The sequence below is a fragment of the Exiguobacterium sp. s133 genome (assembly GCF_018618595.1).
Taxonomy (GTDB): Bacteria; Bacillota; Bacilli; order Exiguobacteriales; family Exiguobacteriaceae; genus Exiguobacterium_A; species Exiguobacterium_A oxidotolerans.
The window spans coordinates 90,364-113,464 of the sequence record NZ_JACSMK010000010.1 but is presented as its reverse complement, the minus strand read 5'-3'; the positions used below and the strand labels follow the sequence as shown (position 1 = coordinate 113,464).

General features: G+C 48.3%; 25 protein-coding genes. 2 read left to right on the top strand and 23 right to left on the bottom strand.

Annotated features, from left to right (window positions below):
* Positions 1-24: 24 nt before the first annotated feature.
* On the bottom strand, positions 25-1,221 hold the full coding sequence (locus tag KNP96_RS13135; protein ID WP_088837959.1) for a multidrug efflux MFS transporter: 1,197 nt from the start codon (positions 1,219-1,221) through the stop codon (positions 25-27).
* Between the two features lie 171 nt (positions 1,222-1,392).
* Here KNP96_RS13135 and KNP96_RS16785 point away from each other — a divergent pair, with 171 nt between their 5' ends.
* Positions 1,393-1,794 carry a hypothetical protein gene (locus tag KNP96_RS16785; RefSeq protein ID WP_239456769.1) on the top strand — a complete coding sequence of 134 codons (402 nt, stop codon included), beginning with the start codon at positions 1,393-1,395 and terminating at the stop codon, positions 1,792-1,794.
* An 11-nt stretch (positions 1,795-1,805) separates the two neighbouring features.
* Positions 1,806-2,258 (top strand): hypothetical protein, encoded by a 453-nt coding sequence (locus KNP96_RS16780; RefSeq protein ID WP_251135178.1) that lies wholly within the window; start codon positions 1,806-1,808, stop codon positions 2,256-2,258.
* A gap of 71 nt (positions 2,259-2,329) precedes the next feature.
* Here KNP96_RS16780 and KNP96_RS13125 read toward each other — a convergent pair whose 3' ends face one another.
* The 22 genes from KNP96_RS13125 to KNP96_RS13020 all read right to left on the bottom strand — a co-directional run bounded on the left by KNP96_RS13125 (position 2,330) and on the right by KNP96_RS13020 (position 23,068).
* On the bottom strand, positions 2,330-3,253 hold the full coding sequence (locus KNP96_RS13125; RefSeq protein WP_214771007.1) for a siderophore ABC transporter substrate-binding protein: 924 nt from the start codon (positions 3,251-3,253) through the stop codon (positions 2,330-2,332).
* Positions 3,254-3,273: 20 nt separating this feature from the next.
* On the bottom strand, positions 3,274-4,032 hold the full coding sequence (locus KNP96_RS13120; protein WP_214771004.1) for an iron ABC transporter ATP-binding protein: 759 nt from the start codon (positions 4,030-4,032) through the stop codon (positions 3,274-3,276).
* Positions 4,029-4,976 carry an iron chelate uptake ABC transporter family permease subunit gene (locus KNP96_RS13115; protein WP_214767755.1) on the bottom strand — a complete coding sequence of 316 codons (948 nt, stop codon included), beginning with the start codon at positions 4,974-4,976 and terminating at the stop codon, positions 4,029-4,031. The genes KNP96_RS13120 and KNP96_RS13115 overlap by 4 nt, the downstream gene beginning before the upstream one ends.
* Complete coding sequence (locus KNP96_RS13110) at positions 4,963-5,919, bottom strand: ABC transporter permease (RefSeq protein WP_088837963.1); 957 nt, start codon at positions 5,917-5,919, stop codon at positions 4,963-4,965. Before KNP96_RS13110 ends, KNP96_RS13115 begins: the two co-directional genes overlap by 14 nt.
* 866 nt (positions 5,920-6,785) lie before the next feature.
* Positions 6,786-7,766 carry a rod shape-determining protein MreB gene (mreB, locus tag KNP96_RS13105; protein ID WP_088837964.1) on the bottom strand — a complete coding sequence of 327 codons (981 nt, stop codon included), beginning with the start codon at positions 7,764-7,766 and terminating at the stop codon, positions 6,786-6,788.
* A gap of 174 nt (positions 7,767-7,940) precedes the next feature.
* Positions 7,941-9,245: a UDP-N-acetylglucosamine 1-carboxyvinyltransferase gene (gene murA, locus KNP96_RS13100; RefSeq protein WP_029331739.1), complete on the bottom strand. Its 1,305-nt coding sequence runs from the start codon at positions 9,243-9,245 to the stop codon at positions 7,941-7,943.
* 233 nt (positions 9,246-9,478) lie between these two features.
* Complete coding sequence (locus KNP96_RS13095; protein WP_029331740.1) at positions 9,479-9,712, bottom strand: DUF1146 domain-containing protein; 234 nt, start codon at positions 9,710-9,712, stop codon at positions 9,479-9,481.
* 309 nt (positions 9,713-10,021) lie between these two features.
* On the bottom strand, positions 10,022-10,435 hold the full coding sequence (locus KNP96_RS13090) for a F0F1 ATP synthase subunit epsilon (protein ID WP_088837965.1): 414 nt from the start codon (positions 10,433-10,435) through the stop codon (positions 10,022-10,024).
* Positions 10,436-10,461: 26 nt separating this feature from the next.
* Positions 10,462-11,880 (bottom strand): F0F1 ATP synthase subunit beta, encoded by a 1,419-nt coding sequence (gene atpD / locus KNP96_RS13085; protein ID WP_088837966.1) that lies wholly within the window; start codon positions 11,878-11,880, stop codon positions 10,462-10,464.
* Positions 11,881-11,916: 36 nt separating this feature from the next.
* Positions 11,917-12,768, bottom strand: coding sequence for an ATP synthase F1 subunit gamma (gene atpG, locus KNP96_RS13080; RefSeq protein WP_088837967.1), 852 nt, complete (start codon positions 12,766-12,768; stop codon positions 11,917-11,919).
* 58 nt (positions 12,769-12,826) lie between these two features.
* Complete coding sequence (atpA, locus tag KNP96_RS13075; protein ID WP_029331744.1) at positions 12,827-14,335, bottom strand: F0F1 ATP synthase subunit alpha; 1,509 nt, start codon at positions 14,333-14,335, stop codon at positions 12,827-12,829.
* 19 nt (positions 14,336-14,354) lie between these two features.
* Positions 14,355-14,888 (bottom strand): F0F1 ATP synthase subunit delta, encoded by a 534-nt coding sequence (locus tag KNP96_RS13070; RefSeq protein ID WP_088837968.1) that lies wholly within the window; start codon positions 14,886-14,888, stop codon positions 14,355-14,357.
* Positions 14,888-15,421 carry a F0F1 ATP synthase subunit B gene (atpF, locus tag KNP96_RS13065; RefSeq protein ID WP_088837969.1) on the bottom strand — a complete coding sequence of 178 codons (534 nt, stop codon included), beginning with the start codon at positions 15,419-15,421 and terminating at the stop codon, positions 14,888-14,890. The genes KNP96_RS13070 and atpF overlap by 1 nt, the downstream gene beginning before the upstream one ends.
* A gap of 125 nt (positions 15,422-15,546) precedes the next feature.
* A complete protein-coding gene (gene atpE, locus KNP96_RS13060) occupies positions 15,547-15,759 on the bottom strand; it encodes a F0F1 ATP synthase subunit C (protein ID WP_012371545.1) in 213 nt (70 codons plus the stop codon).
* Between the two features lie 75 nt (positions 15,760-15,834).
* Positions 15,835-16,578, bottom strand: a complete 744-nt coding sequence (gene atpB, locus KNP96_RS13055) for a F0F1 ATP synthase subunit A (RefSeq protein ID WP_088837970.1) — start codon at positions 16,576-16,578, stop codon at positions 15,835-15,837.
* An 8-nt stretch (positions 16,579-16,586) separates the two neighbouring features.
* The gene (locus KNP96_RS13050; protein WP_088837971.1) at positions 16,587-16,973 is read right to left on the bottom strand and encodes an ATP synthase subunit I; all 387 of its coding nucleotides are present in this window, start codon (positions 16,971-16,973) and stop codon (positions 16,587-16,589) included.
* Positions 16,970-17,188 (bottom strand): AtpZ/AtpI family protein, encoded by a 219-nt coding sequence (locus tag KNP96_RS13045; RefSeq protein WP_014971404.1) that lies wholly within the window; start codon positions 17,186-17,188, stop codon positions 16,970-16,972. The genes KNP96_RS13050 and KNP96_RS13045 overlap by 4 nt, the downstream gene beginning before the upstream one ends.
* 1,130 nt (positions 17,189-18,318) lie before the next feature.
* The gene (gene wecB / locus KNP96_RS13040; protein WP_251135796.1) at positions 18,319-19,455 is read right to left on the bottom strand and encodes a non-hydrolyzing UDP-N-acetylglucosamine 2-epimerase; all 1,137 of its coding nucleotides are present in this window, start codon (positions 19,453-19,455) and stop codon (positions 18,319-18,321) included.
* A gap of 107 nt (positions 19,456-19,562) precedes the next feature.
* Positions 19,563-20,192 carry a uracil phosphoribosyltransferase gene (gene upp / locus KNP96_RS13035; RefSeq protein ID WP_029331752.1) on the bottom strand — a complete coding sequence of 210 codons (630 nt, stop codon included), beginning with the start codon at positions 20,190-20,192 and terminating at the stop codon, positions 19,563-19,565.
* Positions 20,193-20,267: 75 nt separating this feature from the next.
* On the bottom strand, positions 20,268-21,263 hold the full coding sequence (locus KNP96_RS13030) for a hypothetical protein (RefSeq protein ID WP_214770998.1): 996 nt from the start codon (positions 21,261-21,263) through the stop codon (positions 20,268-20,270).
* A gap of 132 nt (positions 21,264-21,395) precedes the next feature.
* Positions 21,396-22,040 (bottom strand): ABC transporter ATP-binding protein, encoded by a 645-nt coding sequence (locus tag KNP96_RS13025; RefSeq protein ID WP_214767759.1) that lies wholly within the window; start codon positions 22,038-22,040, stop codon positions 21,396-21,398.
* Positions 22,037-23,068, bottom strand: coding sequence for an ABC transporter permease (locus KNP96_RS13020; RefSeq protein WP_214770995.1), 1,032 nt, complete (start codon positions 23,066-23,068; stop codon positions 22,037-22,039). Before KNP96_RS13020 ends, KNP96_RS13025 begins: the two co-directional genes overlap by 4 nt.
* Between the last annotated feature and the right edge of the window lie 33 nt (positions 23,069-23,101).

The window sequence follows — 23,101 nt, the reverse complement described above, 5'->3', positions numbered from 1 at the left end:
TACTGACCGGAGAGGCGTTCCGTGTTAGGAATGTTTTTTACTGAGTACCGCTGTTTGCGTCCGTTCGAGGACAGCATTCGTGATGACGATCAAACCGGTAAACAGGAACAACGCTTCAAAACCGAAATGACCGGCGATTTGACCACCGGCGAGCGGTCCGAGGAAGTTTCCCATGAATTGGGCCGATTGATTGTAACCGAAGATTCGTCCGGACGCATTGGCTGGTGTGTGTTTACGAAGCAGTGCTTGGACCGATGGCATCAAGGCCGCTGTCGCAAATCCGATTCCCATCCGTAAGACGATCAATTGACTCGTATCCGTGACGAACGCTTGCGGAATCAAGAAGGCGGCAAAGACGAGTAAGGCAACGAACAAGACACGTTCCGCTCCAATCTTGTCGGACAGTCGTCCGAGCCGCTGGGCAGCAATCAATGCCGCAATCCCGGGTGCTGAGGCGACGATACCCGACAGTAACGCCAGTCGTTCCGTTCCGGGACTCAGCTCTCGCACGTAGAGCGAGAGAATCGGACTGATGGATTGCGCTGCGAACTGAATCAAGAACGTCGTCAAGAATAGACTCAAGATGAGCTCCGGATGACGGAGTGATTGAATGATTTCTTTCGCGGAAGCCATTTTTTTGACTTCGAGCGGGACGAATTCTTCTTTGACGAAGAAATATGTCACGAGGAACGTCAAAAATAACGGTACGCTCGTAAAGAGAAAAACGGGTCGAAGCCCAATCATGTCGGCAAGGAATCCTCCAATCAGAGGTCCGAGCAACCCACCGGCAATCCCACCGGTCGACAATGTACCGAGCGCCCAGCCACTTTTCTCTTTCGGGGTTTGAGAAGCAATCAAGGTGATTCCGGCTGAAATGAATCCGGAGACCGCTCCCATGACGAGCCGTAAGAAAACAAGCTGATACACATCTTGCACAAAACTGATTAAAAACATGACAATCGACATGCCGAGGCTTGCCCGGAGTAACATCAATTTCCGTCCTTTTCTATCGGCAAGGCGTCCCCAAATCGGTGAGACGATTGCGGCGACGAGGAACGTTGCCCCGAACGCAATCCCGGACCAGGTCGTAATCTCCTGACGTCCATCGACGCCAAGCTCTTCAATGAATAATGGCAAAAACGGTAAAACGAGACTGAGTGCAGCGGCAGTCAAAAAACTCCCGATCCACACGACGATTAAATTTCTTTTCCACAACGGCATTGTGGCATCACTTCCTTTTTAATGGTAATTCCGAGGTCAAGCAACAACTTCTAATATACACTTCACAATGTGAAATGTCTAGGTTTTGAACTGATGCAATAGTCTCAAAGACTATTGATGGATACCTATTTTAAGCAAACGAACCGATAGTAGGAGTACCATGCAGAAGGAGTGAACACTAGTTTTCTCGTCAGTCTCGTCTGCGTCTCGTTTTTCAGTCTGTTGCTGCCGTCAAGCGGTCAAGCCGCTCTCCCCGTCACGCGCCATACGGTGATGTGGTCGATTCCGGAAGCGTCCATCCCCGTGAAAATTAATCAGCTCGCCAACCGGCAGATGAAGCGTGTCTATCTTCATGTTGCTGTGGAGGGGGACCTGATTCTCTATCGAACATTCGTCGAGGCCGCGCATGCAGCAGGAATTGAAGTTTACTTCCTGTTCGGACAACCACGCTGGATTACGAATGAAGGCGCGACCTTCCGACCGAATGCCGAAGACCCGCTCGCCTGGATTACCCTGTATCAAAGTGAGACGATGCAGCATCCGGATGGAATCAGCGTCGATCTCGAACCGTAGGCCTTACCGGAGTGGACGACGAATCAATCTGCCGTTATCGCTTCTTATCAACGAATCCTGACTGCCTTTCAGGAGCGGGCAACGATGGAAGGGCTACCGCAACTCTTTCTTCCGTTTTGGTTCCTACGGTCACGGATGTCTCCGGACGTCCTGTCAGTGCCTGGGCGATGGATCTTGCAAGCGAAGTGACCTTAATGAGTTACCGGACTGTCTACGGTGGTGGAAACGGCTTATCCGCCATCACGCTCGTCGATACGTTGTATGCGGCAAACCACCAGCACAACCTGTCGTACGCTCTCGAGTTCACGGAACTACCGGAGACACCGAGCATCACCTTTTATGGTCAGTCACGGCAAGCCTTGAACCAACTCGTCAATCAGACGATGAACAGCTCTTTCCCCCCGCGTGCCATCGTCTATCATGACTTTGAGGCCTATCAGGCGTTCATGCAAAATACGAAATGATTGATTGGCAAGATTCTTTAAGCTATTGATGAAAAAAAGCTCAGTCCTTCACGGATTGAGCTTTTTTGCTGTTACAGTGCTGTTTTGATTTCTTCCAACATTTTTTCGATCGATTGGATACCGCCACCAGACAGATACCACACGTCTCCACTCAAGTAGACGACCTTATTATTTTTGACGGCATCGACGTTTTTCAATAATTCATTGTCCATCGCTTGTTTCGCCGTTGCGCCTTCACCGATTGCTTCTCCACGATCGATGACGAAGATGATGCCCGGATTTTTTTTGACGATGTATTCGTACGAGACATCTTGTCCGTGGACGGCTTGATCAAGAGTCGTATCGATTGCTTTTAAACCAAATGCATCGTAAATCAAGCCAAAACGAGAGCCCGGTCCGAACGCACTCATGCTTTTATCCCCCGCGAGCAGGACAAGTGACTCAGGTGCTTCTTTAGCATCCTCTTTGACTGCCGCGATTTTTTCATCTACTTCTTTTAATGCAGCTGTCGCTTCTGCTTCTTTTCCGAACAATTCACCGAGCATGTTGACGTTATCTTTGAACGATGTCATGTAGTCCTGTGTATCGATTCCTACATAAATCGTCGGTGCAATCTTGCTGAACTCTTTATACATTTCCGATTGACGGGCTGAGATCAGGATGACGTCTGGTGCAAGTTCACTGATTGCTTCAAAGTTTGGTTCTTTTAAACTTCCGACGTTCGTATACTGCTCTGCTTCATATTGCTTAAGATAGGCTGGAACGAGTTCTTTCGGTAGACCTGCCACTTCGACACCGAGTTCATCGAGTGTATCGAGTGCACCAAAATCAAAGACGACGACTTTTTTTGGGTCTTTGACGACCTCAGTTGAACCTAATTCATGTTTGATTGTTATTTTTTCATCGCTTGAAGCGGCTGATTCATTTGTTCCTTTTCCACACGCACCGAGTGCGACGACACAAATTGCAATAACGAGTAAGAACCACTTTTTCATGTTAATTGATCTCCCTTATGTTAAGTATAGTAGAGGCAAATTTTATGATCATCCATCTGTTCCAACGTTAAATCCATTTCATACAGGTTTTCGAGTAACGACTGTTCCATCAATTGCTCTGTCGGACCCGTCGCAACGATTTGTCCTTCTTTCATCGCGACCATCTGATCTGAGTAAACGGATGCGAAGTTCAAGTCGTGTAAGACGACGACGATCGTTTTATCTTCCTCGTCGACGAGCTTCCGGAGTAACTTCATCACCTGGACGGCATGACGCATGTCGAGGTTATTCAATGGTTCGTCGAGCAAGATATAATCCGTATCTTGGGCAATTACCATGGCGATGAAGGCACGTTGCTTCTGACCTCCGCTGAGGGCGTTGATTTGTTTATCTTGCATCTCTTCGAGGCCGACGTATGCAATCGCCCGATCGATTTTCTCGTGATCAAGGGCGGTCAGTCGTCCTTTCGAATACGGAAAACGACCAAACCCGACGAGCTCACGGACCGTCACACGCAGTCCGAGGTGATTGCTTTGTTTTAAAATCGACAGTCGCTTCGCCAAGTCATCTGACGGAAATTGACTGATTGCCGTCCCCTCCAGTGTGACGACGCCCGCATCCGCTTTCGCGAGACGGCTAATCATTGAGAGGACCGTACTTTTACCCGCACCGTTCGGTCCGATGAAGGATGTCAATTTACCTTTCGGGATCGTGAACGTTGCCTCTTCGACGACGGTCTTCGTTCCGAACCGTTTTGTGATGTTGTCAATCGTAATCATCGGTCGACTCCTTTCAGCAAGAGATAAATAAAGTAGCTACCACCAATCAAGTTCAAGATGACACTGAGCGTCGTCGAGAAGTTCAAGACGTGCTCGACAATCAACTGCCCCCCGACTAACGCGATCACACCAAGTAAAACTGTCGCGACCGCTAAAGCGTGATGGCGGTACGTCGGGATGAGTTGATAGGCGACGTTGACAATCAATAGCCCTAAAAACGTAATCGGTCCAATTAAAGCCGTTGCAATCGAAATATAGATGGCGACGATGATTAACAGACGTTTGACGATTTTTTCATACGGAATGCCCAAGTTAATCGCATGGTCGCGTCCGAGTGCCAATACGTCGAGGAAGCGGACATACCGCCAAAGCCAAGCCGTATTCAAGACGAGGAGGACTGTCGCTAACATCAATAAGTCCGAATCGACGTTGTTGATGCTCGCGAACGAGCGATCTTGCAACAATTGAAATTCGTTCGGGTCCATCAGCAGTTGAAGGAACGAGGTGATGCTACCGAAAAACGTTCCGAAGACAAGACCGACGAGGAGAAGGAAGTAGACGTTCCGCCCTTCCCCTCGGAACAGCAATTGATACAGCACGATCGCAAAACCGACCATCAAAAGAATCGTTGCGACGAAGCGGACTTCGATTCCGACTTCAAGCAGGATTGAGCTGCCGAACAAAAACAAGAGTCCGGTTTGAAGCAACATATACAGTGAATCGAGACCGATGACGTTCGGTGTCAAAATCCGGTTCATCGTCACGGTTTGGAAAATCAAGGTCGAGACCCCGATCGCGACACTCGTGACAAGCATCGCTGCTAACTTTGTAAAGCGCCTTGGAATGACATATCCGAGTGCCCCTTGTAAGTTCAACGTCATATAGCCAACCATGCATAATAACGCGAGGACGCCCAGCCAAATCAACCGTTTACGATAAGCCATAACGATCCCTCCTAAACAAGAGGTAGAGGAACAAGCCACTGCCAATCGTCCCGACCATCAAGCTAATCGGAATCTCATACGGTGCAATCAACAGGCGGCCCGCAATGTCACAGACGAGGACGAACAAGGCACCGAACAGAGCCGTTAACGGTAACGTCTTTCGTAAGTGATCGCCGTACCAAATCGAAATCAAGTTCGGCACGATCAGACCAAGAAACGGAATCACACCGACCGATAAAATCACGGCTGAAGCGATCAATGAAACAATCGCCAGCCCAAGCTGCATGACACGCTTATGGGAGATACCAAGATTTTGTGAAAATTCTTCGCCCATTCCGACAATCGTAAACCGGTGGGCATAACGATAAGCGACGAACAGCAACGGAACAGTTATGTAAAGCAATTCGTAGCGTCCCTTTGTGATCATCGAAAAGTTTCCTTGCATCCATCCTTCTAAGCTTTGCAGCAAGTTAAACCGCAATGCGAGAAACGTCGTCAAGGCACCGACGATACTGCCGAGCATCAACCCGACGAGAGGAATGAAAATGACGTCCTTCATTTTGATCCGTTCGAGAATCCGCATGAACAAGAGCGAACCACCAAACGCAAATCCAAATGAAATGAGCATCTTAATCAGTGGATGTGCATCACTAAAGCCAATCATTGAAACGACGATTCCGAGTTTCGCGAAATCCATCGTTCCCGCCGTTGTCGGTGAAACGAAGCGGTTTTGTGTAATTTGTTGCATGATCAATCCCGCAATGCTCATACCCGCTCCAGCTAATAAGATACTTAAAAGTCGTGGTATCCGACTCATCAAGAACAATTCCCATTCCGTCTCGCTCCAAGATAAAATTTCTGTTAAATCGAGGTCAGCGACACCAACAAACATGGAGCCAATCGAGACACATACGAGGAGGATTCCCCAAATCATAATCGACATCGTAGTCTCCTTGTAAAGATAATGATATTCATTCTCATTGAGAACATTCTCATTCTCTCTTTTTTCCAGGCTTTCGTCAACCGTTATTCTGATATTTTTTTTAGAAAGTCTTTTTCGCGGTCACATAAAAGTGCGTTTTTTTGAACAACATTCAGTACATTGACCTCGTGGGTTTTGAACAACATTCGCTTCTACCACGGTTCGCTTGCTTAGGGGCAAGCGGGAAGCCGCTTCGCTTTTTACAAAAGCTGCAGGGTCTCCCCTTGCTTGCTCGTGAACCTTTTCAAGGTTCACTGATTCCCTCAAGCGTCTCACCGTTTTCGAAGCAAGTTGTTCAAGTTATCCCTATTTCCGTTTAAGGCGCTACATCTTATCGATTGGCGTTCTCACTTCTATGGAAGCTCAGACACGCGTTAACCGATCTGTTCTAGAACGGCATTCGACAGAAACGCACCTGCCTAAAAGATTCGCTTCCCGTGACTCCTACGGGAAAAAGCGCAAGAAATTCTTGCGCTGTCAGAGGCAAGCGAGACCCTGCTACTTATCCGGATAGGATCAAGTAGCAACGGCTTGCGCCTCGCCCGAGGAAAGCACGGGAAGAAAGAATCTTCATCCCCCAACATTCTTGAATCGTTCAAGGCACTGTACTTTGTCTATCTGCAATCTAATCCGATCTGTTCGAGAACGGCATTCGACAAAAACGCATCTGTCTAAAAGATTCGCTTCCCGTGACTCCTACGGGAAAAAAGAATCTTTATCCCGCAACATTCTTGAATCGTTCTCTACGCAAAATAAAAAGAGGTAACCCCCACAATTAAGTGAACGGTTACCTCATCGCTTGACGATTTGTGCCAAACAAACATTTCTTATTTTCCTAAGTTATCGAGCATGATGCCTGTCCCGCGTGCGACACATAACATTGGATCTTCTGCAATCAAGACCGGTAACCCAAGCTCTTTTGCCAACAACTGATCGATTCCATCGAGCAATGCCCCACCACCTGTTAAGATGATGCCGCGGTCGATGATATCTGCTGCGAGTTCCGGGGGTGTCTTCTCGAGAACCCGTTTTGTCGCTTCAACGATTTCCATCGCTGATTCTGCGAGTGCTTCATGAATTTCCTGTGAGCTGACCGTAATGTTATGCGGCAGCCCTGTGACGAGGTTGCGTCCCCGGATGTCCATCTCTTCCTGACGTCCGTCTTCTGAGACCGTTGCGACCGTCATCTTGACGTTTTGCGCCGTCCGTTCACCGATGATTAACTTATGCCGATCTTTGATTGCCCGAATGATATCGTGATCAAATCGATCTCCTGCAACTTTGATTGTTTCGCCACAGACGATATCTCCCATCGAGAGTACTGCAACATCCGTCGTCCCGCCACCGATGTCGATGACCATATGTCCCGCAGGCATCCAAATGTCCATCCCTGCTCCGACCGCGGCTACTTTCGGTTCGACTTCGAGGAAGACGGTTTTCGCGCCCGATTTTTCTCCTGCCTGACGAATCGCTTTTGCTTCGACCGTCGTGATGCTCGCTGGTGTACAAATCAACATCCGAACGCCACCGAACATGCTGCGGACCTCAATTTTATCGATGAAGTGACGTAACATGGCTTCCGTCATCTCGAAATCTGCGATCACACCATCTTGGAGCGGACGAATCGCGACGATGTTTCCCGGTGTCCGGCCTACCATTAAATGTGCTTCCGTACCTACTGCATGAATTTTGCCGGTCGCTTTATCAATGGCGACGACTGAAGGTTCATCGAGGACAATTCCTCTTCCCTTTACATGAATGACGACATTGGCAGTTCCTAAATCAATTCCGATATCTTTTGAAAACATCTCGCGTGATCTCCTTTACCAGCTGGCTATTATTCCATAATTTAGAACGTCGTTTGGACGTCTAACCCATTTATGTATACATACCTTTCAATTTTAGCACAGGCAAGCAAAAAGAGACGACTTTCTTTTTCAGAAAGTCGTCTCTCGTTAATGAAATGGAATAATAGCTTAAGATTAAAGCTTTGTCGCTGCCGTTTCTTCGACAACCGCTGTTTCTTCCGTGATGCGCTCGACATCTGCGCCAAGGGCTTGCAGTTTCAAGTGGAAGTCAACGTATCCACGATCGATGTGATGGAGTGCACCGACACGTGTTTCACCTTCAGCAATCAAACCAGCTGTGACGAGCGCTGCACCAGAACGAAGGTCTGTTGATAAGACTTCTGCTCCTTGAAGCTGAACACCACCTGTGATGATGGATGAGCGTCCTTCGATTTTGATATCAGCATTCATGCGGCGGAATTCTTCCACGTGCATGAAGCGGTTTTCGAAGACCGTTTCCGTGATGACCGATGTTCCTTCAGCTTTTAAGACAAGCGCCATCATCTGTGCTTGAACGTCTGTCGGGAAACCAGGGTGTGGCATCGTCTTCACGTCGACAGCAACCAATTTCTTAGGTCCGACAACACGAAGCCCTTCTTCTGTATCCGATACTTGAACACCCATCTCTTCCATTTTTGAGATCAATGGACGAAGATGCTCACGCTCAGCACCGATGACTTCGACGTCACCTTCTGTGATTGCAGCTGCAATCATGAATGTTCCGGCTTCAATCCGGTCTGGAATCACATAGTGGTTGCCACCGTGTAATTTTTCGACACCTTCGATACGGATCGTTTCCGTACCTGCGCCACGGACTTTCGCGCCCATCGCGTTCAAGAAGTTCGCGAGGTCAACGATTTCAGGTTCTTTCGCAACGTTCTCGATGACTGTCGTGCCTTCAGCGAGTGTTGCCGCCATCATGATGTTTTCTGTCGCACCGACAGAAGGGAAATCAAGATAGATTTTTGCACCTTGGAGACGACCATCGACTTGTGCTTCAACAAAACCGTTTCCGATGATTGTTTTAGCGCCCATCGCTTCGAATCCTTTTAAGTGAAGATCAATTGGACGTGATCCGATTGCACAGCCACCCGGCATCGCAACGCGTGCGCGACCGAGACGTGCAAGGAGTGGACCCATGACAAGAATCGATGCCCGCATTTTACGAACGTATTCAAGTGGTGCTTCGTCTTTTAGTTCCGGTTCTGCATTGACGGTAACCGTATTCGCTTCTGCATCGAATTCAACTTGTGCGTTTAAGTTCCGTAAGACATTGTTGATTGTATAGACGTCTGCAAGACGTGGTACGTTTTGAAGGACCGATTGACCTTCTGATGCGAGCAATGTCGCAACCAACGTTTTTAAGACTGCATTTTTTGCACCTTCTACTTTTACTGTTCCAGCTAATTTACGTCCGCCACGGACAACAATTTTTTCCATTACCCATACTCCTCTGCTTCGTTTCTTTTCTATTCGTACAATTCGTGATTGGTGTTGATCATAGTTGAAAAGTCAACAAATGATAGAAAGAAACTTTCCTATAGTTATCTCTCGTGCCAAAAGCCAATACGATTTTCAGTGTCATAATCAATGTGTTTCTTCATTATAAGAATACTATCCTTTTCCATACTAATTCAGATGACCAAATTAGGGTTTACAAGGAAGTTACAAGTTCAGCCTACTAAAAATTGAAGACGTTGGGCGAATCCCGAATACTCCAGCAAAAAGCGACCGACGAGGGAACCGAGTGCAATCGCAAGCAACGTCCGTAACGCAATGGCGTGTGGACCTTTAGGATGTTGGAGGATTTTTTCCCACTTGACTGGTAAGAGTGACCACCAGGCAAGAACAATTGCCATTACATAAACGAGCATACTCACTAAAGCACTTAAACCAATTGACGTCACGCGCTTGCACCTCTTCTTCGTGTTTTCTTCAACCTTACCATGATTTCACAAAATGAATGATTTCGCAAACAAAAAAGCACAATATGCATTTATTTTAGCGCATAAAATATATTTATTAAAGATGATTGTCACAATTTCTATAGAAGTAAGGATGAAAAGTTTGTGAATAAGAGGTCTATATGGTACTTTTACTATTTTTCGCCATCTTAAACCTGAATCGCCTTAATCTTAAAGAAAACGCTTTTAAATTGACGTTTTCTATAAAAAAAGACCCGATTTCCACGAGGGAAACCGGGTCTTTTACTTGAATCAATCGCGACCGTAGTCTTTTAAATCGAGACGGTTAATTGCCCGTTTCAATGAAAGCTCTGCGCGTTTGAACTCAAGATCTGATAATTTCGTGTCCTGGAGACGTCGTTCTGCACGAACCTTCGCAGCCGCAGCACGGTCATAATCGACCTTATCTGCCTGCTCCGCCGTTTCTGCAAGAACCGTTACAGTATCCTGGCGCACTTCCATAAAGCCACCGCTGATAGCGATCAACGTGCGTCCGCCATCTTCGTGGCGCAACTTCAAGATGCTGATGTCGAGTGGTGTTACGAGCGGTACGTGGTGCGGGAGGACCCCGATTTCACCCGTTATCGTTTTCGCAACGACCATACGGACATCGCCATCATACACTTCGCCATCCGGGGTGACGATATTGACATGAAGTGTGTTCATCTCAAGTCCCCCTTATGCTTTGTCACTTAGACAAGCGCCTTCGCTTTTTCAATCGCATCTTCGATCGGACCGACGAGACGGAATGCTTCTTCCGTCAAATCATCGTGTTTGCCATCGAGGATTTCTTTGAAGCCGCGGATCGTGTCCTTAACTGGGACGTACGATCCTTTTTGTCCTGTGAACTGCTCAGCTACGTGGAAGTTCTGCGACAAGAAGAACTGGATACGACGCGCACGGTGAACACTTAACTTGTCATCTTCCGACAACTCGTCCATACCGAGGATTGCGATGATATCTTGAAGTTCTTTATAACGCTGAAGTGTTTCCTGAACTTGACGTGCTACAGCATAATGCTCTTCACCGACGATTTCAGGTGAAAGGGCGCGTGATGTAGAAGCAAGTGGATCCACGGCAGGATAAATACCCATCTCAGAGAGACGGCGCTCAAGGTTCGTCGTTGCATCTAAGTGAGCAAACGTCGTCGCAGGAGCCGGGTCAGTATAGTCATCGGCTGGTACATAAACCGCTTGGATTGATGTAACCGAACCTTTGTTTGTTGACGTGATACGCTCTTGGAGCATACCCATCTCTGTTGCAAGTGTTGGTTGGTAACCAACGGCAGATGGCATACGACCGAGAAGGGCTGATACCTCTGAACCAGCTTGCGTATAACGGAAGATGTTATCAACGAAGAGAAGAACGTCCTGTCCTTGCTCATCACGGAAGTACTCAGCCATTGTCAAACCAGTCAAGGCAACACGAAGACGTGCACCAGGTGGTTCGTTCATCTGACCGAAGACCATCGCTGTTTGTTTGATAACGCCTGAATCCGTCATCTCATGGTACAAGTCATTACCTTCACGTGTCCGCTCACCAACACCTGCGAATACCGAGATACCGCTGTGCTCTTGAGCGATATTGTTGATCAATTCCTGGATGAGGACGGTCTTACCTACACCGGCACCACCGAAGAGACCGATCTTACCACCTTTGATGTAAGGCGCAAGTAAGTCAACGACTTTAATTCCTGTTTCAAGAATTTCAACTTTTGTTGAAAGGTTGTCGAACGTTGGTGCTTTTTTGTGAATCGGAAGACGTTCCACGCTTGCATCAAGTTCTTTTTCATCAATTGGGTTACCGAGTACGTTGAATACGCGACCGAGTGTCGCTTCACCGACGGGTACCGAGATTGGAGCGCCTGTATCCAGGACTTCCACTCCACGGCGTACACCATCCGTCGAATCCATCGCAATGGTACGGACGACATCGTCACCAAGGTGTAATGCGACCTCAAGCGTTAAGTCGATAGCCACTTCTTCTACAGTTTGCGGCGTATATTGAATACGAAGCGCGTTGTAGATGTTCGGTAAGTGTCCTTCGAACTTAACGTCGATGACAGGTCCCATGACCGCGACGACGCGGCCTTTTAAACCGAGTTCGTTCATCGTGTTTCCTCCTACCTATCATTACGTCCTTGGGGCTTACTGCTGCGCAGCTGCTCCACTGACGATCTCTGTGATTTCTTGCGTGATTGCAGCTTGTCGAGCCCGGTTGTAGACGAGAGTCAATCGACCGATCAAGTCATCTGCGTTATCTGTCGCACTTTGCATTGCTGTCATACGTGACGCATGTTCTGCTACTTTCGCGTCAAGAAGCGCACCGAAGATCAAGCTTTCCGCATAACGCGGAAGGAGTTCAGAAAGGATTTGCTCCTCACTTGGCTCATACTCATAAGTCGTCGAAGACGAAGCTTCGATTTCTCCGAGTGGGAGAAGGGTTTCGACTTTCACTTCTTGGCTGATGACAGACAAGAAATGGTTGTAGCTCAGCTTGAGTTCGTCGATTTCACCGTTCGTGAACGCACTCACTGTACGCTTCACGATTTCAGCTACATCAACATACGAAGGAGAATCGTTGAGTCCTGTGATCGCGTCTGTGACCGTGATTCCGCGTGAACGGAAGAACTGAACACCGACTTTACCGACCACATACAGAACGTAACTGTCCGTAGTGTGCTTTTCTTTGATTTCCCGGTAGACTTCACGCAGCACGTTGGCGTTATATGCACCAGCTAAGCCGCGATCCGATGTGATGACGATAAATCCAGTCTTTTTGACGGGACGTTTCTCGAGCATCGGATGGCTCGCACCTGTCGTGCCATTCGCAATGGTTCCGAGAACCTCCTGCATTTTCAGCATGTAAGGCTGGAACTTCGCGCTATGTGCTTGAGCGCGGTTTAGTTTCGACGCCGAAACCATGTTCATCGCTTTCGTGATCTGTTTCGTACTTTTCGTCGAGTTAATCCGCGTTTGTATCTCGCGCAACGATGCCATTTCGATTCACCACCTTGTTAGTATCAAGAGCGTTCAGGCGAAGCCTAAGAGTTGACCCTTAGACTGTCGCTTGGAACGTTTTCTTAAATTCTGAGATTGCTGTAACGAGTTCTTCGTCAGCCGGAAGGTTACCTGTTTTACGGATCTCATCGCAAAGCTGTTTGCGGTTTTGATCGAGCCAGAGGTTGAGTTCCTTTTCAAAACGACGAATATCCGTAACGGCAACATCATCAAGGTGACCACGAGTCAAGGCATAGATGATGATGACTTGCTTGTCGACAGTCAACGGTTGGTTAAGATCCTGTTTCAGAACCTCTACTGTCCGCTCACCACGGTTAAGCTTCGATTGTGTCGCTTTATCAAGGTCAGATCCGAACTGTGAAAAGGCTTCGAGCTCACGGTAAGAGGCGAGGTCAAGACGGAGCGTACCCGCTACCTTCTTCATCGCTTTTACTTGAGCCGATCCACCAACACGCGATACCGAGAGACCCGGGTTGATCGCTGGACGGACACCTGAGAAGAAGAGATCCGATTGAAGGAAGATTTGACCATCCGTAATCGAGATAACGTTCGTCGGGATGTAAGCCGAGATATCCGACGCTTGTGTCTCGATGAACGGAAGTGCTGTTAAGCTACCTGCGCCAAGCTCGTCGTTCAATTTCGCCGCACGCTCAAGAAGGCGTGAGTGAAGGTAGAAGACATCCCCTGGGTAAGCTTCGCGGCCTGGTGGACGCTTCAAGAGAAGCGAAAGCTCACGGTATGCAGCTGCTTGTTTTGAAAGATCATCATAGATGACAAGAACGTGCTTGCCGAGATCCATGAAGTGTTCACCCATCGCTACACCAGCGAATGGTGCGAGGTAAAGAAGTGGTGCCGGCTGTGAAGCAGCGGCAGAAACGACGATCGTGTAATCAAGTGCACCGTTTTTACGGAGTGTTTCAACAACACCACGGACTGTTGATTCTTTTTGTCCGATTGCGACGTAAATACAAATCATGTTTTCTTCTTTTTGGTTGATGATTGTATCGATGGCGATCGACGTTTTACCTGTCTGACGGTCACCGATGATCAACTCACGTTGTCCACGACCAATTGGAACGAGGGCATCGATTGCCTTGATTCCTGTCTGAAGTGGTTCGTGAACCGATTTACGTGCCATAACGCCAGAAGCTTTACGCTCGATTGGGTTATAGTGTTCCGTTTCGATTGGACCAAGACCATCGATTGGCATACCGAGCGGGTTAACGACGCGACCGAGCAATGCGTCCCCTGTCGGTACTTCCATGATGCGTCCTGTACGGCTAACTGAATCGCCTTCTTTAATATCAAGGTAGTCACCAAGAATGATGATACCAACGTTGCCTTCTTCTAAGTTTTGCGCCAAGCCCATTGTGCCGTTAGCGAATTCTACGAGCTCTCCCGACATGACGTTGTCGAGTCCGTGTGCACGAGCGATACCATCACCAATTTGGATGACCGTACCCGTCTCGTTCACTTCCATCGTAGAACCGTACTGCGCGATACGCGCTTTAAGCAGGGCGCTGATTTCTTCAGCTCTAATGCTCATGCGTTTCACCCCTATTTTCTTACGCTTTTAACAGCTCACGCTCAAGTCGCGTTAGTTTCGTTTCGATCGTGCCGTCATATGTCGTGTAACCGATTTGGACGCGAAGTCCTCCGATTACGTTCGTATCAACAACATTTTCTACTTCAAGCGTTTTACCTGATTTTTGGCCGAACGTTTCTTTCACTTTCGTGATTTCCGCGTCTGACAATTTGTATGCACTCGTCACGACGGCTGTCGCAACGTTACGGTGTTCATTCAATAACGCAATGAAATGCTCCGGCAAAGACAATACTTCCGCCGCACGGTCGTTTTCGACCATGACGAGGATGGTATTCAAAACAATCGTGTTGAAGCCCGTGAAGCTCGTCTGTAAGACTAACTTCAGCTCTTCCGCAGAAATCGATGGGTTACTTAAAACCGATGCGAGCTCTGGTGTTGCGTGGAGCACTTCGCCGAGCGTCCGCACATCAGCTTCTGCTTGCTCGAGCACATGATGCTCAAGCGCAAGATCGAAGAGCGCTTTTGCGTAGCGTCCCGCTACGTGATCACGCATTAGTTCGTGCCCTTAGTGTCAGCAAGGAATTGATCGACGAGCGCGCGCTGAGCGGCTTCGTCTGTCGCAAGCTGTGTTTTCATGACGTGGCGTGCTGCAGCGATTGCTTGAAGAGCAACATCGTTCTTCAAAGCAGCTTGTGCTTCAGCGCGTTCACGGTCGATTGCACGGCGAGCTTCTTCCTTACTCATTTCTGTCTCAAGACGTGCCTGCTCCATCGCACGTGCTTGTTCTGCCTCAGCTTGACGGCGTGATGATTCTAATAAGTCACGTGCTTCCGTACGTGCCTTATTTAATTCTTCTTGTTGTTGTTCTACGTAGACTTCAGCGTCTTTACGGCTTTTTTCAGCCGAGTTGATCTCGCTAGCCACATGCTCTTCCCGCGCTTTCATCATGTTGATGAGCGGGCCCCAAGCGAATTTCTTCAAGAGGATGAGGAGCAAGAGGAAAACGACGATCGTGACGATCATATTGGCAAGTAAAAGGTGGCTTTCTTCGCCGCCTGCTTCTGCCGCAAGATACGTAAGATTCATTCGATTACACTCCCCTCGTGGTTGGTCCAACTTCTTATATCTACATAAGGGAGCAAAAGCTCCCGTGACGGTTCACTCCTGTCGAACGAATAACGCCCTATGTAGCTCGTTTCTTAAACTATGAATTAAGAGTTGAGGAGAAGGAAACCGACCGCTACACCGATGATTGGAAGTGCCTCAACAAGACCGATACCGATGAACATTGTTTGACGAAGTTCGTTTTTGAGTTCTGGCTGACGTGCTTGTCCTAATACTGTACCGTTTACGATAAGACCGTTACCGATACCAGCGCCAAGTGCGCCGAGTCCGATGATGATCGCTGTTGCAATAAGTTCCATTATAAATTGCCTCCCTAGATTGTGTTCGAAATTTGGTCGTGCGATTATCGGAAAAGCAGATGCTTTACCTTCGAATTAATGGTCGTGCGCTGCCTTATGTCCGATGTAAACCATCGTCAGGATAAGGAAGATATACGCTTGGATCGCTCCGATGAAGAGTGAGAATCCTTGCCAAATCAGCATTGGAATCGCTGAAAGGATGACACCGACTGGTCCGAGGAATTGGAAATCGTTCGTTCCAGAGATGATTCCGATCGAGAGAATGATTCCGATCATGATTTCACCAGCGAAGATGTTCCCGTAAAGACGAAGACCGAGCGTCAACGTGTTTGCGAATTCTTCAATGATGGTAATAATAAACATCGGCGTCATAAACGTTTTCGCATATGCACCGAAGCCGCGCATTTTCACACCGTAATAATGGCTCATGACCACTACCATAGATGAAAGTGCAAGTGTCACGTACGGATCCGCAGTTGGTGAGTTGAACCAAATGTAGTGACCCGTCACAACGTTAAATGGGAGACCCATTAAGTTGGACACGATGATGAATAGGAACAGTGTCATTCCGAAAGTAAGGAAGCGACCCCCTGTTTTCCAATCCATCGTACTGCTGATGATTCCGCGAACGAATTCGAGGAACCACTCTAGCGTGTTTTGAAAACCGGTTGGCTTCATCGCGAGACGTCGCGTACCGGCCACGGCAATCAGGAAGACGAGAGCAGCTGCTATCAGCACTGTGATCAAGTTCGTCCAGCTACCGTACAGAACGAAGTCGCCCCAGAGTGGGATTTCGTAAAGTGGCATTTCGTGGTTCATTTGACTATTCACCTCTTTTCCCGCTTAAGTTCGTGAGTCAAGAACTCACAAAATTGTATGACGTGGCCGGCGAGAAGGCCTATTACCACCGCAGTTAATGACAATTCGGCTTCGTACTTCAAACCGATCATCACACAAAGTACCGCGACCGCCATGCGTGATACGGTCCCTCGAGACATCGGCTTGCGCCCACGCTCGATTACACGATACATTCGATCGACGCTTAATCGTTGCAGCGTCAAGATCATGAAGCTACCTGCCCCACCTAATGCCAGCCCATAAATCACTGGATCACTCGGATAACCGACAAGTAACAAGACAGCCAGGATTCCATAATAGAGTCCAAACCATCGTAAGTACGCACGATACAACGCATCTTGAAGGATTATGTTCATGTCTTGTCTCCTAACAAGTGCCTGATCATTGCGATCATGCAAAGAATGCCGATGAAAATCCCGATGAACACTGAGAATGTCGCTCCCATCTTTTGCCACCAGTCTTGCTGTTCCCCATAGTTCCCAACAAGGAAGCCGATGACGATTGGTGCGGCAAGTGCCGTCGAAATTTGCGAGGCCATGACCATACTCGTTGCGAGCCCTTTTTGGCGCACTAGAGACGACCCCCTTTTCCCAATTGCAGGTTCTTTTTCTTTCCCACAATTTGCGGATTTTCATACTAGTCAAGAATACAATGAGAACCATTTCATAGTCAAATGAATTCACAAATAAAATAGACCGCTGAAACCATTGTATATCAACGATTGATAAGGTTTTCACAGAGGTACCCCATCCACCTCTTTTCACGAAGATGTGAAGAAAATATGTAGTACTATCAACGTTTAAAGAGATGGTTCACTTGATGAACAAAACCATTGAACAGTAACGTTATATCGCGTTCTGGAATGAGAAACAAGCCGTCTAAAATTGATTTGTGTCGATTTTGTGAAAAAGTATTTTTTGTTCAAGATTGGAAGCGCTTTCGATTCGGGACAGGAAAACCGCTCTGACATCTGTTTGTAACAAAGGATTTAAAGCATTTCCAATTTGTCTGTTGTGTTACTTGTCACAGCTTGAAATGTCATGAATGGATTATAGGTTTTAAGGTCAGCACGGTGATTTAGATTTTACATTTTCTTCACAATCAGGCAGATTGAGGCGTTTATTTCTTAGTTAAAGATATATTGATGTATGTTTACTCACTGCTTTTTGTTTAGTGATTATCGGATAGACCATTATTGATTATTGAATAGACCTTTCGCTATTTCCTCTCACTTTCCTTGGGCGGGACGCAAGCCGCGATTTCCCTATCGGGTAACCGGGTCTCGCTTGTCCCTGTCGGAAGCGTTCCGCTTCCTCTTCCCATAGGAGTCGAGAGGAATTGCTCAAGGCGATTCAATTTACAAGTGACTAACAACACTACGCCTTGACCAAAGTTTAGTAGAGCGTAATTGAAAAGGACGTACCCAGGTCGACTCGACTCCTACGGGAAAAGAAACCACAGTTCATCGTGGTTTCGTCAGAGGGAAACAAGACCCGGCTTGGCACACACCGTGTACCGAGTCGCGACTTGTCCCTCGCCCGAGGAAAGCGAGGTCGACGGGAACGTCTGAAACAACTTATGGAAGTTAACCTTAAACGGAATCATTAAAAAGGACGCATCCGTTCGTCTTGATTCCCGTGGGAACGGCAAGATATACGGAAACGCCCTAAATAAACATTTTTTGGACTGGATTACTTCATTTTAGATATCTGCATGAAAGGGTTCTGAAGTTTCCCCTTGATTGAAGTGCGCTAAAATCGCTGCTGCAATCCGCTCCGACGCATGACCGTCCCCGTAAGGATTTGAAGCATGCGCCATTTTTGCATAGGCCGCTTCGTCTTCAAGCAACTCGCTCGCCATCCGGTAAATCGTCTCTTCATCTGTTCCGGCAAGTTTCAACGTACCGGCTTTGACTCCTTCCGGACGCTCCGTCGTATCGCGTAACACAAGGACAGGTACGCCGAGCGAGGGTGCTTCTTCCTGTACGCCGCCGGAATCGGTCAGGATTAAATGGGCACGACTGGCAAAGTTATGAAAGTCGAATACATCGAGCGGCGGAATTAACGTGATGCGGTCGTGTCCCCCAAAGATTTCAGCCGCTGTTTCCTGGACGACCGGATTCAAATGGACCGGATAGACGACGTGCACGTCCGGATATGTATCGACGAGTCGACGGATCGCCCGAAACATCTGATGCATCTTCTCTCCGAGGTTTTCTCGCCGGTGTGCCGTCATCAAGATCAGGCGTCGTTTGCCGACTGCCTCGAGCATAGGGTGAACATAATCCGGCTGGACCGTCGTCTGCAGGGCATCGATTGCCGTATTTCCCGTCACATAGACACCAGCATAACGATTTTCAGATGCTAAGTTCGCTGCCGCCTGATCGGTCGGCGCAAAGTGCAGATCTGCGAGTGTCGACGTCAATTGACGATTGACCTCTTCCGGAAACGGTGAGTATTTATTATATGTACGGAGTCCGGCTTCGACGTGTCCGACGGCGATTTGATTGTAGTAGGCAGCAAGACTACCGACGAACGTCGTCGTCGTGTCGCCATGAACGAGAACGAGATCCGGTTTGACATCCTTCATGACGAGATCAAGTCCTTCGAGACCACGCGTCGTGATGTCGACAAGCGTCTGACGGGGTTGCATGATATTGAGGTCAGAATCCGGTTCAATCTCGAACATCCGTAACACTTGATCAAGCATTTCCCGGTGTTGCGCCGTGATCGTCACATGGACATCGAACGCTGGATTTTGTTTTAAGGCATTGACGAGCGGTGCCATCTTGATGGCTTCCGGTCGTGTTCCAAAGATGGGCATGACTTTGATGGGCATCATTACTTCCTCCTTTTTCTACTTCCTCCATTTAAGCATAGTTGAAAGCTGTCCTGCATCTTACAACAAAAAAAGCAGCCTGCCGGGAGTGGCAGACTGCTTCTGTCTTACTTCGTACCGAACAAACGATCACCGGCATCCCCGAGTCCAGGGACGATATAACCATGATCGTTCAGTTTTTCATCGAGTGCCGCGAGGTAAATATCGACATCCGGATGCTCTTCCTGAACGCGTTTGACGCCTTCAGGTGCTGCACACAGGCAAGCCAGTTTAATGCTTTTCGCGCCTTGTTTCTTTAAAGAGGAGATTGCGTCAGCAGCCGAGCCGCCTGTCGCAAGCATTGGGTCGACGACGACAAAATCACGTTCTGCGACGTCAGTCGGCAACTTGAGGTAGTATTCCGTTGGTTCAAGCGTCTCTGGATCACGGTAAAGACCGATGTGACCGACTTTGACGTTCGGCATCATCCGAAGCATCCCGTCGACCATCCCTAGTCCTGCGCGAAGGATCGGAACGATTCCGAGCTTCTTGCCTTCAATCATCTTCTGCGTCGTTTTCGTGACCGGTGTCTCGATTGCGACTTCTGTGAGTGGAAGGTCACGCGTGATTTCATATGCCATCAATGAAGCCACTTCGTCGACAAGCTCCCGGAATTGTTTCGTCCCCGTTTCGACTTTACGCATGATTGTCATTTTGTGCTGAATCAATGGGTGATCAAATACATGTACTTTACTCATTGTTTGCATCTCCTCTCAATTCTCTTTTCGCATTGTACTCCAAAAAGTGACCGCTTGGGAACTGTTTTTTTGGAATCACTCCTCCCCAAGCGTACTTTTCCCGTCAAGAATCGCTTGCGCCGCATAGGACCATTCATTATCTGGTTGCTTCGCTAATTCTTCTAACGTCGCCTTATAATCGCCGACCTTATTCTTTTGTTCATAGACGGCCTGCATCCATAACACATCACTCATGTAACCGGAATCCGGGAAGTCCTCTCGATACGCGACATAATCCGTTTGTTTCGTTTCACCTAACTTGCCTCCAGCAATCAATTGATAAAAACGTGCCATGCCCTTCGTTGCGTCATCCGTTAACACAGTTCCCGTCAACAAGCGGTTCGCTGACTTATAATCTTTTTCTTGCGTCGCAGCGATCGCCTGTTTCAATGTTTCTTCGGGAGAAAGCGTCTTCTTTGCATCCGTAGTCGCTTTTGGTTTCGCTGTCTCTTTTGGTTTCGCTGTCTCTTTTGGTTTCGTTGTGTCTTTTGATTTCACTGGTGCTTGTTCTGTCAGCTGTTCATTTTTTTCTTTTAATTGCTCGACTTCTTTTTCAAGCGCGGCCAATTTTTGTTCAACGTTCTCTTGATTGGTCACGACCGGCACTTCTTCCGGTTGTGAGAAATCAAGTTGAAAGAGACCGAGAACGGCAAGACCCGCAACAAGCAATCCGCCGAGCATCCACGGATTCGATTGCAGCTGCTTTTTCCACGGTTTGAGCTGCGGATGATTTTGGACAGCTGCCGGGAGCATGGAAAAACGCTTTTTGACGAGTCGCTTCCCGCCCGCTTTTCCGGCGATTGCTAACCGGTACCGCTGGAGCTCCGCCGGAATCCCTTTGTTCTTCCACTGGCTGAACCGCGTGTCCGCTTGTTCATAAAAGCCTGCTTCTTGCATGATGACGATTGCTTTAAAGTCTTCACTGAGTCGTTTATATTCACGTTCTGTTTGACTTTTTTTAGTCAGCCAGTCCGCAATTTGAGTCGTATTGATTGTTTCGAGTTCTGATTGGACCAGTGCTGAAAATTTCATCTGACAGTTTCCACCCTTACCTTATTTTACTAAGGTTAAGTATACCAAAAATCATGGTCGTAAAATATAAGTCTTCTGACGCATGGTGGACAAAACACGGACGCCGCCTCTTGTCTCGAGACGACGTCCGCGTTATTCCACTTCGCTCAAGTAACCATCCTCGATCCGCAGGACACGGTCACAATACTCAAGCATCCGCTCATCATGGGTGATGACGATGACCGTTTTTTGTTCCTCATGGGCTTGCTTTTGTAACACTTCCATCACTTGGCGTCCGTTCGTATAATCAAGGCTTGCCGTCGGTTCATCTGCGAGGACGAGTCGCGGCTGATTGACGAGTGCCCGAATGATCGCGACACGCTGTCGTTCTCCACCCGATAAGGCGTGTGGCAAATGGTGTGCACGGTCTTTTAATCCAAAAGCGGCGAGCATCGCGGCGGCGTCAACTTTCCGCCCCGCTTCTTCTGCGACGAGTTCGAGTTGTTCCGCCGCCGTCAGGAACGGAACGAGATGCGATTCCTGAAAGATGAATCCGATCTCTTCGAGGCGCATCTTTCGGCGTGCTTCGTCCGATTGCTGATTGACGTGCTGTTCCCCAAACTGAATGTCTCCCGCTGTCGGTGTTTGCAACAATCCGAGCAGTTGGAGCAACGTACTTTTTCCACTTCCGCTCGGTCCGACTAAGGCAATCAGTTCACCCGCTTTCGCTTCGAATGAAACATCATGGAGCACGGGGACGTCACTGTAAGTCTGTTCGACATGTGTCATCTTAATCATCCTGCCATTCCTCCCATCGCGTCTGCCGGCTCAAGTTTTTTTAAGGCCCGGAGCGGAATCACGGATCCAATTAATGCCGTACCGATCAACAATGCCCCGTAACCGAGACTCGTATCCCACTCAAAACGAAACGGAATGCCGCTCGGTAAGACTTGGCTGACACCGAGCGTCACGCACAGGCTGAAAGCAAGCGACAGGAGCGTCAAGACGAACACCTGCAAGACGAGCGCGCTTCCAATCGTCCGTGTCCGAATCCCGATCGCCTTCAAGATGCCCAGTTGCTTCATTTTTTGCATCGTCAAAATATAGAAAAACGCCGTCAAAATCAAGGCGCCGATTACGACAAGCGCCAGCCGCATCATCTGGAATGAATTTTGTTCCGCTGCGTAACCGGGAACCTGCTTGACGATGTCTGCTTTCGTATACGTCGTCAGGTCCGTTTTGAATGAATCCTGACTGACAAATGCCGAGACATAGTTCGTCTGCATCTTCGCTTGCCAGTCGTCCCACGACGCAAGCGTCGTCCATAACACAGGCGCATGGCTGTAACGTCCATCCGTGACGGTACCGACGATCGTAAACGTCATCTTCGTCCGAAAATCGGTTACTTTGTCGCCGACTGCGGTCCCGGTCTGTTTCGCATAAGCGGTATCGACGAGAACTTCGCCTCGTTTCAACGCTTGCAGTTGCTTTGGACCGTACGCCGTCTCAGCAGGTAACGCAAACACCGTCACATCGTCCTTCGTCCCGTCCTGTTTCTCGAGAACCATATTTTGAACGCCGAGTGCCTCCGTCCCTTTTGGTTGCTCCTGTTCCTCTAAAAATGATCGCGTCAGTTGCCCTTCCGCCTCTTGACTGAGTGCCACCTGCTCAACCGGTAAATTCCGGATGACGGCTCCATTATCGTATGCCAGTCCGTCTGCGAGCCCGGTGATCATTAAAATCAAGACGATGATCAATGTCGTCACGAGCCCCATCAGACCGAAGCGTTTTTTCATCCGGATTAGTTCGCGCCAACCCATTTTCATTTAATATCCCTCCTGTATGTGCGTTACAGGTCT

Coding starts and splice junctions, on each gene's coding strand:
- KNP96_RS13020 (WP_214770995.1), bottom strand. CDS start 23,068: ATGAAAATGGGTTGGCGCGAACTAATCCGGATGAAAAAACGCTTCGGT.
- atpA (WP_029331744.1), bottom strand. CDS start 14,335: ATGAGCATTAGAGCTGAAGAAATCAGCGCCCTGCTTAAAGCGCGTATC.
- KNP96_RS13120 (WP_214771004.1), bottom strand. CDS start 4,032: ATGATTACGATTGACAACATCACAAAACGGTTCGGAACGAAGACCGTC.
- atpD (WP_088837966.1), bottom strand. CDS start 11,880: ATGAACGAACTCGGTTTAAAAGGCCGCGTCGTCGCGGTCATGGGACCT.
- KNP96_RS13070 (WP_088837968.1), bottom strand. CDS start 14,888: ATGCGTGATCACGTAGCGGGACGCTACGCAAAAGCGCTCTTCGATCTT.
- atpE (WP_012371545.1), bottom strand. CDS start 15,759: ATGGAACTTATTGCAACAGCGATCATCATCGGACTCGGCGCACTTGGC.
- KNP96_RS13110 (WP_088837963.1), bottom strand. CDS start 5,919: ATGTCGATTATGATTTGGGGAATCCTCCTCGTATGTGTCTCGATTGGC.
- atpF (WP_088837969.1), bottom strand. CDS start 15,421: ATGAATCTTACGTATCTTGCGGCAGAAGCAGGCGGCGAAGAAAGCCAC.
- murA (WP_029331739.1), bottom strand. CDS start 9,245: ATGGAAAAAATTGTTGTCCGTGGCGGACGTAAATTAGCTGGAACAGTA.
- KNP96_RS13115 (WP_214767755.1), bottom strand. CDS start 4,976: ATGGCTTATCGTAAACGGTTGATTTGGCTGGGCGTCCTCGCGTTATTA.
- KNP96_RS13030 (WP_214770998.1), bottom strand. CDS start 21,263: ATGAAATTTTCAGCACTGGTCCAATCAGAACTCGAAACAATCAATACG.
- upp (WP_029331752.1), bottom strand. CDS start 20,192: ATGAGTAAAGTACATGTATTTGATCACCCATTGATTCAGCACAAAATG.
- KNP96_RS13135 (WP_088837959.1), bottom strand. CDS start 1,221: ATGCCGTTGTGGAAAAGAAATTTAATCGTCGTGTGGATCGGGAGTTTT.
- KNP96_RS13050 (WP_088837971.1), bottom strand. CDS start 16,973: ATGAACATAATCCTTCAAGATGCGTTGTATCGTGCGTACTTACGATGG.
- atpB (WP_088837970.1), bottom strand. CDS start 16,578: ATGAACCACGAAATGCCACTTTACGAAATCCCACTCTGGGGCGACTTC.
- KNP96_RS13090 (WP_088837965.1), bottom strand. CDS start 10,435: ATGAACACACTTCATGTCAATATCGTCACCCCGGATGGCGAAGTGTAT.
- atpG (WP_088837967.1), bottom strand. CDS start 12,768: ATGGCATCGTTGCGCGAGATACAAACGCGGATTAACTCGACGAAAAGT.
- wecB (WP_251135796.1), bottom strand. CDS start 19,455: ATGCCCATCAAAGTCATGCCCATCTTTGGAACACGACCGGAAGCCATC.
- mreB (WP_088837964.1), bottom strand. CDS start 7,766: ATGTTTTCAAAAGATATCGGAATTGATTTAGGAACTGCCAATGTCGTC.
- KNP96_RS13025 (WP_214767759.1), bottom strand. CDS start 22,040: ATGATTAAGATGACACATGTCGAACAGACTTACAGTGACGTCCCCGTG.
- KNP96_RS13125 (WP_214771007.1), bottom strand. CDS start 3,253: ATGAAAAAGTGGTTCTTACTCGTTATTGCAATTTGTGTCGTCGCACTC.